Source organism: Bacillus paralicheniformis, from assembly GCF_001042485.2.
In the GTDB taxonomy this organism is placed as follows: Bacteria; Bacillota; Bacilli; order Bacillales; family Bacillaceae; genus Bacillus; species Bacillus paralicheniformis.
Genome location: NZ_LBMN02000006.1, coordinates 34,889 through 50,839, shown reverse-complemented (window position 1 = coordinate 50,839; position 15,951 = coordinate 34,889). Strand labels below are relative to the sequence as shown.

At 47.8% G+C, this 15,951-nt stretch carries 12 protein-coding genes and 1 pseudogene; 11 read left to right on the top strand and 2 right to left on the bottom strand.

Features of this window, described 5'->3' with window-relative positions; genetic code table 11:
- Nucleotides 1–154: 154 nt before the first annotated feature.
- From ACH97_RS06485 to ACH97_RS24415, 6 genes and pseudogenes are all read left to right on the top strand, one after another.
- Nucleotides 155–1,390, top strand: coding sequence for a PDZ domain-containing protein (locus ACH97_RS06485; protein ID WP_080131513.1), 1,236 nt, complete (start codon nucleotides 155–157; stop codon nucleotides 1,388–1,390).
- A 125-nt stretch (nucleotides 1,391–1,515) separates the two neighbouring features.
- On the top strand, nucleotides 1,516–1,809 hold the full coding sequence (locus ACH97_RS06480; protein WP_020453090.1) for a DUF5316 domain-containing protein: 294 nt from the start codon (nucleotides 1,516–1,518) through the stop codon (nucleotides 1,807–1,809).
- A 118-nt stretch (nucleotides 1,810–1,927) separates the two neighbouring features.
- Nucleotides 1,928–2,161 carry a CsbA family protein gene (locus ACH97_RS06475; protein ID WP_020453089.1) on the top strand — a complete coding sequence of 78 codons (234 nt, stop codon included), beginning with the start codon at nucleotides 1,928–1,930 and terminating at the stop codon, nucleotides 2,159–2,161.
- A gap of 183 nt (nucleotides 2,162–2,344) precedes the next feature.
- Nucleotides 2,345–4,330, top strand: coding sequence for an excinuclease ABC subunit UvrB (uvrB, locus tag ACH97_RS06470; protein ID WP_020453088.1), 1,986 nt, complete (start codon nucleotides 2,345–2,347; stop codon nucleotides 4,328–4,330).
- Between the two features lie 7 nt (nucleotides 4,331–4,337).
- On the top strand, nucleotides 4,338–7,211 hold the full coding sequence (gene uvrA, locus ACH97_RS06465) for an excinuclease ABC subunit UvrA (protein ID WP_048349939.1): 2,874 nt from the start codon (nucleotides 4,338–4,340) through the stop codon (nucleotides 7,209–7,211).
- Nucleotides 7,212–7,354: 143 nt separating this feature from the next.
- Nucleotides 7,355–7,724: pseudogene (locus ACH97_RS24415) on the top strand (VOC family protein).
- 6 nt (nucleotides 7,725–7,730) lie between these two features.
- Here the strand turns inward: ACH97_RS24415 and ACH97_RS06450 are convergent.
- Nucleotides 7,731–7,961, bottom strand: a complete 231-nt coding sequence (locus tag ACH97_RS06450; RefSeq protein WP_048349940.1) for a hypothetical protein — start codon at nucleotides 7,959–7,961, stop codon at nucleotides 7,731–7,733.
- A 214-nt stretch (nucleotides 7,962–8,175) separates the two neighbouring features.
- Between ACH97_RS06450 and ACH97_RS06445 the strand changes: the two genes are divergently transcribed.
- The 5 genes from ACH97_RS06445 (at nucleotide 8,176) to ACH97_RS06425 (ending at nucleotide 14,291) form a co-directional block, all read left to right on the top strand.
- The gene (locus tag ACH97_RS06445) at nucleotides 8,176–8,502 is read left to right on the top strand and encodes a membrane protein (protein WP_048349941.1); all 327 of its coding nucleotides are present in this window, start codon (nucleotides 8,176–8,178) and stop codon (nucleotides 8,500–8,502) included.
- Between the two features lie 25 nt (nucleotides 8,503–8,527).
- The gene (locus ACH97_RS06440; RefSeq protein ID WP_048349942.1) at nucleotides 8,528–9,622 is read left to right on the top strand and encodes a DUF4097 family beta strand repeat-containing protein; all 1,095 of its coding nucleotides are present in this window, start codon (nucleotides 8,528–8,530) and stop codon (nucleotides 9,620–9,622) included.
- A gap of 4 nt (nucleotides 9,623–9,626) precedes the next feature.
- A complete protein-coding gene (locus tag ACH97_RS06435; RefSeq protein ID WP_003185633.1) occupies nucleotides 9,627–9,827 on the top strand; it encodes a PspC domain-containing protein in 201 nt (66 codons plus the stop codon).
- Nucleotides 9,824–10,183, top strand: a complete 360-nt coding sequence (locus ACH97_RS06430; RefSeq protein WP_048349943.1) for a phage holin family protein — start codon at nucleotides 9,824–9,826, stop codon at nucleotides 10,181–10,183. Before ACH97_RS06435 ends, ACH97_RS06430 begins: the two co-directional genes overlap by 4 nt.
- 97 nt (nucleotides 10,184–10,280) lie before the next feature.
- Entirely contained in the window at nucleotides 10,281–14,291 is a 4,011-nt protein-coding gene (locus ACH97_RS06425) for a lamin tail domain-containing metallophosphoesterase family protein (RefSeq protein WP_048349944.1), read from the top strand.
- A gap of 16 nt (nucleotides 14,292–14,307) precedes the next feature.
- Here the strand turns inward: ACH97_RS06425 and ACH97_RS06420 are convergent, their stop codons facing one another.
- On the bottom strand, nucleotides 14,308–15,867 hold the full coding sequence (locus ACH97_RS06420; protein WP_048349945.1) for an MFS transporter: 1,560 nt from the start codon (nucleotides 15,865–15,867) through the stop codon (nucleotides 14,308–14,310).
- Nucleotides 15,868–15,951 lie beyond the last annotated feature (84 nt).

The window sequence follows — 15,951 nt, the reverse complement described above, 5'->3', positions numbered from 1 at the left end:
AAAGCATCATGACGAAAGTTTCTGCGGCTGACGGCTCAGGCATCCCGCCTGAACGGCCGCACGTCATTTCCTCGTGCCGACGCTTTAGACAAGCTGGGTTTCCCTAAAATATCCAACGTTAAAAAGCTGCCGTATTTAAGGCGGCCTGAAATGCTTGGCTGAGGCGGTGAACGTTCCCTTGTCAGTTGAAGAAAGCTTAATTGAACTTTTAAAAGGAGCAGGATTGTTTTTTCTGCACCCGCTCTTCTATTTTATGATGATCATGAGTCTTGCTTACGGCTATGCCCGGATCAAACGTGAAAGAAAGACGTTTCATACGCGTATTGAAGATATTTATGACGAGTTTAAGTTTACATATTCTAAAGGACTCTTGGCGGGACTCGTGCTGTCCATTGTTTCGTTCGGCTTAGGGCTGTATCTGCCGATGGGTATGCTGGTTTTAATAGCGGCGGTCAGCGTTGCCGCAGCTTTAACTTTCAGACAGAGTCTGCTGTCAGCGGCATATACGCTTGGCGTGAGCATCGTCGCCGGTTTATGTATCGAATACACCGGTTTCGGAGCGCTTGACGCATTACTTCCGCAGCTGTCCCTCGCGAATTGGCCGGCTGCTGCCGTCTTGCTCGGACTTCTGTTGGTAGCGGAAGGAGTGCTCGTCTACAAAACGGCACATATCAAAACTTCCCCTGCGATCGTTATGAGCAAAAGAGGGCTCCCGATCGGCCAGCAGATTGCGGGCAGAACCTGGCTTTTGCCGTTGTTCATTCTCATTCCGGGACATGCGATCGAATCATCGGTTCCGTGGTGGCCCGTTCTGTCATTTAACGGAGGCTTTGAGCTCCTCTGGATTCCTTATTTCATCGGCTTCGGCCAAAGAGTTCAAGGATCGCTTCCGATTGAAAGCATTAAAATTACAGCGAAGCGCATCAGCGTGCTTGGTATTATCATTCTGCTGCTCGCGGCCGGAAGCGTATGGTGGACGCCGCTTGCCGCTCTTGCCGCCGGAGCGGCGATCGCAGGAAGGGCCTTTTTATCATGGAAACAGCGGATGAACGATAATTCCGCCCCTTTCCATTTTTCAAAGAGAGACCAGGGGCTCGTGGTGCTCGGCATTATTCCGAACACGCCGGCAGCCGATCTCGGTCTCAAGATCGGCGAAATCATCACGAAGGTTAACGGGATTTCAGTGAAAAATGCGGCGGACTTCTACGAAGCGCTTCAAAAGAACCGTGCTTTCTTCAAACTTGAAGTCGTCGGTTTAAACAATGAAATTCGTTTTGAACAAAGAGCTTCATATGAAGGAGAGCATCATGAGCTTGGCATCATCTTTGTAAAAGAAGAGGATGCGGCGATGAAGCACGCTGAGGCAGCCGCCTCACAAGAAACAGAATAATTGATGTTAATAAAGCGCCGCTTTTTCGGGCGCTTTTGCTTTTCCTTTTGGGGAATCTTTTTGGTTGTCTTTTACAAAACGTTCCGCTAGGATGATGGATAGAACCGATTGAAGGAGAATGATTGATGAAAAAGGCTTTTCTCGCCGGTGTTTTTGTTTGTTTGATAGCTGTATTGATTTCGGCTGCGGCCGGGGATTGGACGTTGATTTTCAAAGTTTCGGGATCCGCCGGACTAGGCGCAATTCTGCTGTCTGCTTTATGTTCCGGCGTATTTGTCAGCGGTGACCGGTTCAAGGGAAATCACGATTCGGAAACGAAGGAGCACAGGGAGTGGAACGGCAAACTGGCAAACGCACTCGCCGTTTTCGCCATGCCGAACCTCCTGGCAGCCGGAATCTCGTTCTTTTTCGCCTTTTAACGTCTGATTCCGAATAACGCGGCATGATAATGGACAAAATGAATGAGTGTCCATGTTTGTCCGTTTCTTTGTTCTTTAATATAATCGAATAAGATCAAGAAACGTGAGGAGGGTTTTTGTGTTTACAAAAGCCGTTTTTGCACTGATATTTCCTTTCTTGCTTGTCTTGTTTTTTACAAGGGTGACCTATAACCATTACGTCGGGATTGCGCTGACCGCAGCGCTGTTGTTCGCTTCATATTTAAAAGGTTATACGGAAACCTTTTTTATTGTAGGACTTGATATCGTCTCGCTCGTGGCCGGTTCACTCTATGCGGCGAAAAAGGCGGGCGAAAAGAAGGAAGACTCATAGAAATCGTAAGAATGATTGCCGTAAAGCCCTGCTTTTGATGACAAAAAGGAGGGGTTTTTTGATAGATCAGGAAGGGCCGGCTTTTGTGGGAAAACACAGAAACCGAACTTTAGTTCGTATTTTTACTTCGGGTGTGTTAAAATAATAAGCAGGAAGATTTCGTAAAGAAACGGAGGCTTTTTTGTGAAAGACCGCTTTGAATTAGTCTCGAATTATCAGCCCCAGGGGGATCAGCCGAAAGCGATTGATCAGCTTGTCAAAGGAATCAATGAAGGCAGAAAGCATCAGACGCTTTTGGGGGCGACCGGTACAGGAAAGACGTTTACGATGTCAAACGTGATTAAAGAAGTCAACAAACCGACTCTCGTCATCGCCCACAACAAAACGCTCGCCGGACAGCTGTACAGCGAGTTTAAGGAATTTTTCCCAAACAACGCAGTCGAATATTTTGTCAGCTATTATGACTATTACCAGCCTGAAGCTTACGTGCCTCAGACTGATACATTTATCGAAAAAGATGCCAGCATTAACGATGAGATTGATAAATTAAGGCACTCTGCCACGTCTGCTCTTTTTGAACGCAAAGATGTCATCATTGTGGCGAGTGTTTCTTGTATTTACGGCTTGGGTTCCCCAGAGGAATACAGGGAACTGGTGCTCTCGCTCAGAGCGGAAATGGAAATCGAGCGAAATGAGCTGCTCAGAAAGCTCGTTGACATCCAATATGCGCGGAATGATATCGACTTTCAGCGCGGAACATTCAGGGTGCGCGGCGATGTCGTCGAGATTTTCCCGGCTTCAAGGGATGAGCACTGCATCCGGGTTGAATTTTTCGGGGACGAAATCGAACGAATCAGGGAAGTGGATGCCCTGACAGGCGAAATTTTAGGGGAGAGGGAACACGTCGCGATCTTCCCGGCTTCCCACTTCGTCACGCGGGAAGAAAAGATGAAGAAAGCGATCATAAACATTGAAGAGGAGCTGGAAGAGCGCCTTAAAGCGCTTCGTGAAGAAGGCAAGCTCCTTGAAGCCCAGCGTCTGGAACAGCGGACGAGATACGATTTGGAAATGATGCGCGAAATGGGCTTTTGCTCGGGCATCGAAAACTATTCAAGGCATTTGACGCTTCGTCCGGCAGGTTCGACTCCATATACGCTGCTCGATTACTTTCCGGACGATTTCCTGATGGTCATAGACGAGTCGCATGTCACCATGCCGCAGATCAGAGGAATGTACAACGGAGACCAGGCGAGGAAACAGGTTCTCGTCGATCACGGATTCAGGCTCCCTTCCGCTTTGGATAACCGTCCGCTCAGGTTTGAAGAGTTTGAAAAGCACATTCACAACATCGTGTATGTGTCGGCTACGCCGGGCCCTTATGAACTTGAGCATACGCCTGAAATGGTAGAGCAGATCATCCGGCCGACGGGGCTGCTTGATCCGATCATTGAGGTAAGGCCGATTGAAGGGCAGATCGATGATCTGATCGGCGAAATCCAGCAGAGAATCGAGCGGAATGAACGCGTCCTCGTCACTACGTTGACGAAAAAAATGTCCGAGGATTTGACGGATTATCTGAAAGAAATCGGAATCAAGGTCACGTACCTGCATTCCGAGATTAAAACGCTGGAGCGGATCGAGATCATCCGCGACCTTCGCCTCGGCAAGCATGACGTTCTCATTGGCATCAACCTGCTGAGGGAAGGACTCGATATTCCGGAGGTTTCACTTGTCGCCATCCTTGATGCAGACAAAGAAGGCTTTTTGCGGTCTGAGCGTTCGCTCATCCAAACAATCGGCCGCGCCGCCAGAAATGCCGAAGGCCGCGTGATCATGTATGCCGACAAAATCACCAACTCAATGGAAATCGCAATCAATGAAACGAAGCGCCGCCGCGAACAGCAGGAGGCCTATAATGATAAACACGGCATTACGCCGAAAACGATCAACAAAAAGATCAGGGACGTCATCCGGGCAACTCATGCTGCTGAAGAGCAGGAAGAATATCAAGCAAAAGAGGAGCCGAAGCTTTCGAAGATGACGAAGAAAGAGCGGGAAAAAGTGATCGCTCAAATGGAAAACGACATGAAGGAAGCCGCAAAAGCGCTTGACTTTGAACGTGCCGCTGAGCTTCGCGACTTGCTCCTAGAGTTAAAATCGGAAGGATGAATGGAGAATGGCAACGAAACGAATTGAGGTGAAAGGTGCAAGGGCCCACAACCTGAAAAATATCGATGTCTCTATTCCGAGGGACCAGCTTGTCGTGCTGACAGGTCTTTCGGGATCAGGGAAATCATCCCTTGCGTTCGATACGATATATGCAGAGGGGCAACGGCGCTATGTCGAGTCTCTCTCCGCGTATGCCCGCCAGTTTTTAGGACAGATGGACAAACCCGACGTCGATGCGATCGAAGGCCTGTCGCCGGCGATCAGCATCGATCAGAAAACGACGAGCCGGAACCCCCGGTCGACAGTCGGAACGGTGACGGAAATCTATGATTATCTCCGGCTGCTGTTTGCCAGAATCGGAAAGCCGGTCTGCCCGGTTCACGGCATTGAAATTACCTCGCAAACGATCGAACAGATGACGGACAGAATTTTGGAATATCCCGAGCGCACGAAGATCCAGGTGCTCGCGCCGATCGTCTCGGGAAGAAAAGGTTCGCACGTGAAGGTGCTCGACCAAATCAGAAAACAAGGCTATGTGAGAGTCCGGATCGACGGCGAAATGAACGACCTCTCAGAAGACATCGAGCTCGAAAAGAATAAAAAGCATTCGATTGAAGTCGTCGTCGACCGTATCGTTATAAAAGAAGGGGTAGCAGCCCGTCTCACAGACTCGCTCGAAACGGCGCTCCGCCTCGGTGAAGGCCGCGTGATCATCGATGTGATCGGACAGGAAGAGCTGCTTTTCAGCGAACATCATGCCTGCCCGCACTGCGGTTTTTCAATCGGTGAACTGGAGCCGAGAATGTTCTCTTTCAACAGCCCGTTCGGCGCGTGTCCGAGCTGCGACGGCCTCGGGTCCAAGCTGGAAGTCGATGTAGAGCTCGTCATTCCAAACGATGAGCTGTCGCTAAAGGAGAATGCGATTGCACCTTGGGAACCGCAAAGCTCCCAGTATTATCCGAAGCTGCTTGAAGCGGTATGCAGCCATTATGGAATCGATATGGATGTTCCGGTCAGGGAGCTGCCGAAGCACCAGCTTGAAAAAATCCTTTACGGCAGCGGAGACGAGCAGATTTATTTCAGATATGAAAACGACTTCGGACAGGTCCGGGAAAACTACATTGAGTTCGAAGGCGTCATCCGCAATATCGAAAGGCGCTATAAAGAAACGAGCTCTGATTACGTTCGGGAACTGATGGAAAAATACATGGCCAATCAGCCGTGCCCTTCATGCAAAGGCTACCGTCTGAAAAAGGAATCCCTCGCCGTACTGGTAAACGGCCTTCATATCGGCAAAATAACCGAAATGTCGGTTTCTAACGCCCTTCAATTTTTCCGTGAACTTGAACTTTCGGAAAAAGACATGAAGATCGCCAACCTCATTTTGCGGGAGATTAAAGAGCGCCTTGGATTTTTGAACAATGTCGGGCTTGACTATTTGACGCTCAGCCGCGCCGCCGGCACTCTGTCGGGAGGAGAAGCGCAGCGGATCAGGCTTGCAACGCAAATCGGCTCAAGGCTGACCGGTGTCCTCTACATTCTTGATGAGCCGTCAATCGGTCTTCATCAGCGCGATAATGACCGCCTGATTGATACGCTCAAAAACATGAGGGATATCGGAAACACCTTGATCGTCGTCGAGCATGACGAGGACACGATGCTTGCCGCCGACTATTTAATTGATATCGGACCCGGCGCGGGCGTACACGGGGGAGAAGTGATCTCTGCCGGAACACCGGAAGAAGTGATGAACGATGATCAATCGCTGACAGGGCAGTACCTCTCAGGGAAAAAATTCATTCCTCTTCCTGCCGAGAGAAGGAAGCCTGACAACCGTTTTATCGAGGTAAAAGGCGCAAAGGAAAACAACTTGAAAAATGTTTCCGTGAAGTTTCCGCTCGGCGTGTTCACAGCTGTCACCGGGGTATCGGGATCAGGGAAAAGCACGCTCGTTAATGAAATTCTCCACAAAACGCTGGCTCAGAAGCTGCATCGGGCTAAGACGAAACCGGGAGAATACAAAGAAATAAAAGGAATCGAGCACCTCGATAAAGTGATCGATATTGACCAGTCTCCGATCGGCCGGACGCCGAGGTCAAATCCGGCCACATATACCGGCGTGTTCGATGACATCCGCGACGTGTTTGCCCAGACGAATGAAGCGAAAGTCAGAGGATACAAGAAAGGGCGCTTCAGCTTTAACGTCAAAGGCGGACGCTGTGAGGCCTGCAAAGGCGACGGAATCATTAAAATCGAGATGCACTTCCTGCCCGATGTATACGTTCCTTGTGAGGTTTGCCACGGAAAGAGATACAACCGTGAAACGCTTCAGGTTACGTACAAAGGCAAAAATATCTCTGACGTGCTTGAGATGACGGTCGAGAATGCCGTTCAATTTTTTGAGAACATCCCGAAAATCAAGCGCAAGCTGCAGACCCTCTATGATGTCGGTCTTGGCTATATTACGCTCGGACAGCCGGCTACAACGCTTTCCGGGGGAGAAGCGCAGCGGGTCAAATTGGCATCTGAACTTCACCGCCGTTCAACGGGAAGATCCCTTTATATTTTGGACGAGCCGACGACAGGACTGCACGTCGATGATATCGCAAGGCTTTTGGCCGTTCTGCAGCGCCTGGTCGACAATGGAGATACCGTGCTTGTAATCGAACACAATCTAGATATTATAAAAGCGGCTGATTATTTGATCGACTTGGGTCCTGAAGGCGGAGACGGCGGGGGAATGATCGTGGCTGCCGGACCTCCCGAAGAAGTCGTGAAAGTCGAAGGGTCATATACCGGCCGTTATTTAAAACCGATCATTGAACGCGACAAAAACAGAATGAAGAAGCGGCTTAAAGAAAAAGAAGCTGTCAGACCGTAAAGAAAAAGCTGCCGATGTCACGTCGGCAGCTTTTTCAATGGCCGAATGATCCGCGGCAAGCTTTGTTCAAAAAGATTTTCATTGCTCTTTTATTCAATAGCTGTTATAACGTAAAAAAACAAACAATAAAGGGGGATGGGGTGATGAAGATCGATCGCATGGATCATTTGGTACTGACTGTAAAAGACATTGATGCGACATGTGATTTTTACAGCCGTGTGCCGGGGTTGAATGCGGTCACTTTTCGAGAAGGAAGAAAAGCGCGACATTCGGCAGGCAAAAAATAAACCTCCACGAAGCCGGAAAATAGTTTGAGCCGAAGGCACAGCACCCGATGCCCGGCTCCGCAGACCTGTGTTTCATACAAATGCCGGCATTGATGATGTGATTCGTCATCTGGAGGGGCTGTCCATTAAAATTGAAGAAGGCCCCGCAGAGCGAATGGGCGCTGAAGGGCCGGTCGTTTCGGTTTATATCAGAGATCCCGACGGAAATCTGGTTGAAATATCATGAAAACGGTTAACGTTCAGTCCGGCTGATGTGTTTGGTCGCTTCACTCATACTGTTTAAAATATGGGTGCTGCTGCTGTTCAGCAGAACCTTTAAATAGCGGATTTCGCTGGAAAGCGGAGGAGCGGAATTGAACGATTCCAATCGGTTCACGATCTCCTGATTCATCCTTTTTTGTTCCTGAATCAGACTAAGAAGCTGGGAGGCGGATGAGGCGTATACTTCCGATTTCTGTTTCATAACGCTCGCTCCTTTTCATTGGCTTTGCCACATATTTTAAAGGGTTATAATAAAAGAATCTATTCATAAAATCTAAAAAAATCAATTTGCGAAGTTTGACGCACGCCGATCGAATGAAAATGTAACCTAAAGGCCATGATACACGTAAACTAAGTATAAGGTCACTGTACATTAGACTCACAAAGAACGGTTTACATCATAAGGAGTGTTATGTATGACGAGAAACAACGCGCTGATTTCTTCAATTTGTTATTTTAGTGTTTTTTTTGCCGCGCTTATTTTGCCAATCGCAGCGTATTTTATAACAGATGATCAAGAAACGAAAAAGCATGCGATGCGTTCGCTTATTTCGCATATTATTCCGTTTATAAGCGTAGTCATATTGGCAGCAGGCGCGATAAGCGGTACGCTTATCTTTGGTGACGGCGGTTATTTGGCGGTCATTTTCATGATCGGAGGTTTCGTTTTTTTCGGGATCATCAGTTTGATTATTGTGGTCTGGAACGTAGTTCAAGGGATTAAAATGCTGACTCAGGCCTAAAAGAAGGAGAACGGGGGAGCTTTTCATGAAGCATGAGAAAGAACGAATTTTAAAATTGGTCGAGGAAGGAAAGCTGTCTGCAAAAGAGGCGCTGATCCTGATCGAAAAACTTGAAGAAGACTACAAGGAAACCGAGAGCAAGGTGACAGCCCTGTCTGAGGATGTCATTGATTCGGAGGACTTCTACGGCGAAAAGAAAAAAGAACCGAAGCCTTCGATCGGTTCAAAACTGTTCGAATGGATTGATACCGCTGTAAAAAAAGTAAAAGAAGCAGACTTGGATTTGAATTTCGGGCACTCGTACGATGTCCAGCATATATTCCAGTTTAAAGACACTGATTTTTCGACTCTGGATATTCAGCTTGCCAACGGCAGCGTCAACCTTGTACCATGGAGCGATTCCGACATCAGAGTCGAATGCCAGGCAAAAGTGTACCGGGCTGAAAATCAGGATGAAGCAAGGCAGGCTTTTCTCCAGCATATCGACTGCGGTGTGGAAGGCGATAAGTTCATGATCCGTACCGAGAAAAAAACGATGAAGACCAACCTTACCGTCTATATACCGGACAAAGAGTACGGCAAAATCCGCTTTAAACTGTTTAACGGCCCGGTCAGAGGGGAACATTTAAACGTAAAAGAGCTGTCCGCCAAAACGACGAACGGCGTGCTGTCGTTCTCTGCTCTCACGGCAGGAAAAGCTTCATTGGAAACTGCAAATGGACAAATCAAACTAGCCGACCATACTTGCGGAGAGATTGAAGCGGAAACCATCAATGGATTGATCGACCTTAAAGGTTCATGCGAGGCGCTTGACCTGCAGAGCTTTAACGGCAATATCGCGGCAACAGTCAAAAATCCGCACTGCCGGACGGCATATGTGAAAACAACGACTGGAAGCGTAGAGTTGAATGTTCCCCGGGACTGCGCTGTTACAGCGGAGCTGAAAAGCAATCTCGGTTCTCTGTCTCATGATCTTTCAGATGCAGAAATTTTAAAGGAAAAAAACGAGACAATCCAGAAGGAAATGTACCTAAAAGCAAATCAAAATCATGATCATAGCATGACCGTGTTTTTGGAATCGAAGACAGGATCGATCCATTTAAACCATACACAGGAGTGATACAATGAAAAGGCTATTTCGATCCGAAACAGACAGAAAGATTGCCGGGGTCGTCGGAGGTCTTGCTGAATATTTAAATATGGATGCGTCATTGCTGAGAATCATTACGGTTCTATTATTTATATTTTCGACCGGAGTTCCCGTCCTGCTGATTTATATTGTCTGGGTATTCCTTGTGCCGAATGAAGGAGACGTCAACAGATGATGAGATGGATTATAAACGTTCTTGTCAATGCCTTATTATTAATTGTCATTGCCGGTTACTTTGATGCGGTTCACGTCAGAAGCATCGGAGCAGCCATTACGGCAAGCTTGATTTTATCGATCTTAAATATGTTTGTGAAGCCGGTGCTGGTGATTTTGACGCTGCCTGTCACGGTGATTACGTTAGGTTTATTTTTATTTATCATCAATGCGATTACTCTTTATATGACCGCATCCATTATGGGGGACAGTTTTGACCTGGACGGCTTTGGGACAGCCATTTTTGCGTCGATCGTCCTATCGGTTTTCCACTTGCTCATTCAAAAAGCAATTATCGAACCGATGTCCAAAAAATAAGTTGAAGTCTGATGAATCATCAGGCTTCTTTTTTTTGCACGGATGTCTCTTTCATAAAAATGATCTGTAAAGGCAAAATACGAAAGGGAGGTAGACGATGAAAAAGTACAGAAATCGCCAAACCCTTTTGTTTCTGGCCGCAGTTTTGCTTTTTGCCTTACAGATGCCGATTTCGTCCGCGGCGGGAAAAGAGCGCATTCAGCCTCGTTCACCGGCCATCAGGCATACTTCTGTTGAACAAGTAAAAAAAGGAGACGACTTGTATTTTTCCGCGGAGGCGGCCGCCGACACGGTCATTCTGTATTACAAGCAGCATGACGAATTGCCGTATCGGGCGATTCCGATGGAAGTGGAGCCGGGCAAACAGAACGGCTATATTGCCAAGTTGGAAAGCGAATCCATAGCATCCGACAAAGTCAAGTATTACATTGAGGCTCAAGCCGGTGGTTCCTCTGTGAAGACGGATGTGTATACTGTCGCCCTGAAAGGCGTACGTACGGATACACAAAAGTTTCCGGAGCTGTTGATCACGGAAATGGCTGTCGACACGTCAAACACCGGTGCAAAGGACGGCTATGAATTTATTGAAGTTTATAACAATACCAATAAAGCTGTTCATCTGAACAGTTACAAAATTAAATACAGACATCCTGAAAAGGGTAAGGAATCAGACACCGTCTGGCCTTTTGAACGCGATGATGTGACGATTCCTTCCGGTCAAACACACGTGTTTTGGGTAAAAAACCGCTCAAATGGGCATTTGACAGAAGATGACTTCAATCAGCATTACGGTGTTCACCTTCGTGAAGGGAAATCGCTATCTGTTCTCAAAGGGAGCGGCATGGCGAATACGGCGCCGAGGGAAGTGATCATCTGTACAAACAGCGGGGAAGAGGTCGCATCCGCCCGTTATCAAAACAAGCCGGATAAAACCGATGTCACTAAAAATAAAGCGCTTCTTTATCGATATCCGCTGGACGGAACGAAGCATATGAAAATGATATCGGCCGGGGAAGAAAAACCGTCTCCTGGTTCGCTCCTGAAGGCGCAGGTTCCTTCACAGACGGTGACGGTCATGCCTGACAGAGAAAAGCCGGCGATCCATGATATGACGGATCATCAAGCGGTAAAACCGGGTGAAACGATCCAGCTCTTAGCTGATATGAAAGACAATCGGCAAGTGAAACAGGCGCAGTTTTTCTACCGTATGAATGATGATGAGCCGTTTACTGAAGTCCGTGTTGAAAAAAGCCGCAATGACGGTTTGTACCGCCACAATATCTATTTTGCCGAGCTCATTGGCAAAGAAAAAGTGGAATACTATATGCGGGCCGGCGATGGATCAAACGTTACGGCGACTGAAAAGAAAACGATACCGCTTGAACAGCGGATTTTGAAGGGACTCAGGCTGAATGTAAACGAAGGCGGAACCGTTTCCGGAAAAATGCTGCTGAAAGCCACATCAGAAAAGCCGCCTTCTGAAATGACAATTCGGATTGACGGAATTGAACAAAAAAAAGGTGAATCAGCGCTTGAAAAAAAAGCCTACTTTGCCTTCGATGTCAATCAAACAAATCTGTATTTTAAAAATGCTGTAACGATCGGCAGGAGGGTTCAAAAAGTTTTTGACGATTCGCGCCGCCGGTATACGACCATTACGGTTCCCGTTTCTCCGGAGGAATTTAAAAAAGGAAAGCCGTTTGCGATTAAAGTTCGTTCAGGCACGAAGTCAACCCCATTTGAACAGTCTGCAGAAGAAAACAGGGATGATTTTGTCCTCAAGAACCCCCGCCTTATCTTAGCGGATGGAACCACCATCCGCGATGAGCGGTACGACGATCCGAAAGCCGAGCTTCCGGCCGGAGACGGTCCAGGGGCGCGCGAATGGTATGAATTCCGTTTTTCGATTCCGGAAGCCAAGTTTACATCGCTTGCCAGTCAATGGCATACACGCGCCTGGGATGAAGGGCCGCACATCGTTGAAGCGGAGAATGGCGAAGAAAGGCTCATCCGCAGGGTGACGATCGATAACACAGGCCCTGAGATCAAAACGTCATTAAAAGACGGCAGGACGTATAAAGGTTCGTTTGAGATCAATGCGGCCGCACACGATAAATGGAGCGGTGTGAAAAGCATAAAAGCCGTTCTTGACGGCAAAAAAATAGCGCTTCCCTATTTTATATCTTCTGCCGGCCTGGATGCGGGAAAGCACGAACTGAAAATAAAAGCGGAGGATAGCGCCGGCAACCTGTCAATCGTGAAAAAGGCATTTTATATTAAAGAGGAAAAGCCGGACAAGCCCGCCCAGGTCAAAAATGCCCCCGGCAGCACACAGGCTAAGCTGGCCGTCCGCGTCAAGGACCCGACAAAAGATAAGATGAAAGTGTCATTCCATCAAGGGTTTCAGTACACTGTAAAAGACGAAGAGCATGTTGACGTGTCAGCGAACGAAAGCGTGACGGAACCTCCGCAAAGCTTTGCGGTCAGCGGGGAAAAGGCGCTGACAAAAGAAGAGCGCAGCGGCATGTCCGCACCTGACGGAAAAGGTTTTGAAACGTCATCAACAACAAAGTTTCCGTACCATCGCTTTGATGTCAAAGTGGATGAAAATACGGGGCCGAACGACAAGGTGGAAGTGCTGTGGCGCGGGAGTTCGCTTCCCGGCAGAAAAGTCTCCATGTTCGTCTGGAATTGGTCCAGCAAGAGGTGGGAGACGCTGACATTCCATGTTGCAAAGGATGACAAACCTTTTACCCTCAAAGGAAGCATCAAAGCTGCCGATTATGTCCGACAATCCAAGGCGAGCATCATCATTCAGGATCAAATTCAGCTTTCGCAACATGACTATACATTTGTGTGGATGTCTGATACGCAATATTATTCGGAAAGCTATCCGCACATTTTTGAACGTCAGGTCAAGTGGATCGCCGAACAAAAGGACAAGCTGAACATTCAGTACGTCTTTCATACGGGGGATCTTGTGGATGAAGCGGATCAGCCGCTGCAATGGAAGCGTGCCGATCAGTTCATGAAAGTCCTCGACGACAATCAAGTTCCTTACGGCGTGCTGGCGGGCAATCACGATGTCAGCCATAAAGACCGGTCTTATTTGAAATTCGGCAAGTACTTCGGGGAAAGACGTTTTAAACAAAAACCGCATTACGGCGGGTCTTATCAGAATAACAAAGGGCATTACGACCTCATTTCCAGCGGAGGAAACGACTATATCATGGTGTCGATGGGGTGGGGAATCGGAAAAAAAGAACTGCAGTGGATAGATGATGTTCTGAAACGCCATCCCGACCGAAAAGCGATTTTGTCATTTCACGAGTTTTTGCTTGTCAGCGGAAGCAGAAGTCCAATCGGGGAGAAAATATTTGAACAGATCATCAAGCGGAATCCGAATGTGATCGCCGTGTTGAGCGGCCACTATCACAGTTCCAACTTAAAAGTCGACAGGCTTGATGATAACGGGGACGGCAAGCCGGATCGCAAGGTGTATCAAATGCTTGCCGACTATCAGGGCGGTCCTGAAGGAGGCCAAGGTTATTTAAGAATTCTTCATGTGGATCCGAAGCATGACACGATCCATGTCAAAACGTATTCGCCATATCTCGACGACTATAATTTTTATGATCCGCACCAATTCGGCCCGAAAGACGAGTTCAATATCAAAACGGATCTGAAACCGCGGAAGAAAAAGGTTAAAACCGATTATTTTGAGCTGAATGTCTTTTCGAACAAGGAAATTGGGAAAGCAAAAACGGTGAAAAGCGGAAAGACGGCCTCAGTGACATGGAAGGATTTACAGCCGAATACAACCTATTTCTGGTACGCCGCAGCTTCTGATCAATACGGCGGCAAAAGCAGGTCTCAGATGTGGAAATTGACGACAAAAGATGACGGCATGAAATCCTTTTTAATAGACCAAACAGCAGGGGCGGGCTCAGCCCGGCGGCAATTGTCGGAGAGCCTTCCGCCGGCCGGCATGATGTTAAAGCAAGCGACACTTGAGCCGTCATGTATAAAAAACCTCCCAATTGCTGTAATCGGCTTTTGGCTGGCGGCGGTATTCATTTGTGAACGTAAAAAGCATTTGTTTTCCTAAGGGGAGCAAATGCTTTTTAGTTTGTCACATCTTTTTTCAGACGGGTTGCCGTGTCGGTTTGTTTTTTTCTGTAAAGCGATAAAATGCTGACAGAAGCGATGACGGCAAGGGAAAGGACGGCGGCTGTGAAGTAGAGGTTAAAAAATCCCGTTCCCACACTTTCATGGATCGCTTCGCTTATGATGTCCTTTACTTTTGGGTCGGAAATCTGGCTGAGTGATTCGTTCAGATGCGATACGTCCGACTTACCGCCTGTAAACCCCTTGATCGGCATCCCTGCATCATTCAGCTTATGTTTGATATGTGTGCCGATATTTTCGTAGCCGGCCGTTATATATCCCGCATACAGCGCGGGCGCCAAGGTCATCCCCATCTGCCTGACGAGCGATAATGTGCCGAGCGCTGTCCCGTAATCCTGTTTTGCTGCCTCTGATACAAGCATATTTAACGGCGCGCCAAACAGAAAACCAAAACCGACCCCTGCGATAATGCTTGCCAAAACAAATTCCCACTTCTCTGTCACCCAGACGGATAAGAGTAAAAACCCGGCGAACGAAATGATTCCCGAGAGCCATGCCGCTTTTACCGGTCCTTTCCGATCGGCGAGCATTCCGCCGAGCCCTGCTCCTATTCCTGAAGCCAGCGCCAGAGGCGTCATCCAATACCCCGCTTTTTCAGGAGCGACATGCAAATATTGTTCCGCATATGCAGGAATGAAAATAACGGCTGCCAAGAGTCCGCCGGATAAAAATCCGATAAAAAGCGTCCATTGAAACACCTTGTTTTTTAATAAGCTGTAGGCAAGTATCGGGTCGCCGCCTTTCAGTTCTATGCGTTTTTCATAAAAGATGAGTCCTGCAAACAGCGCGCAGCCGATCAGAAGAAAACAGTAAACCTTTGGGTCGGACAGGACGGCAGACATGTGCTGTCCGTTTATATTCGTTATTCCGTACATCACAGCTAAAATCCCAAGAGACAACAGCACAGTTCCGGCCAGATCGAGCGGCTTCTGTGTTCCCCCTTTTGTTTCTTTCATCAATGGAACGCTGAGAATGATCAGCACTGCGGCAATCGGAAGGTTGATCAAAAACAGCCAGTGCCAGCTTCCGGTCATATCCAAAATAAAGCTGCCGATATTCGGACCGAGCACTGCCGCGATGCCGTTCATCGCACCTAAAAGCCCCAGTGCGGTTCCCTGTTTTTCTTTAGGCAGCGCAGTGAGAATATGCGAGCTTCCGATAATAAAGATTCCGCCGCCGCCAAGCGACTGAATCAGCCTTGCCAATAAAAACATCGGGAAGTTTTGGCTCAATGCAACCAGCAGCGAACCGGCGCCAAACAGCAAGACTTCGATGATAAACAGCTTTTTACGTCCATACCGGTCAGACAGCTTTCCGACGATCGGGACGCTGACTGCCAAACCGAGCGTATAAAGTGTGATGCCCCAAGCTCCCCATGAGGGGGATACTTGAAAAGAATCGTTGATTGTCGTCAGTGCGGCTGAAATGATGCCATTGTCTAAAGCAGCCATAAACACGCCGATCGTAAATAATAATACGGCCCACTTTTGGTTCACACCATATATCCTCCTTTTTTATTAATTTAAAATGAATAATTCACTTTGAGTGAACTATTTTAATCATCCTTAAAAAAACACATT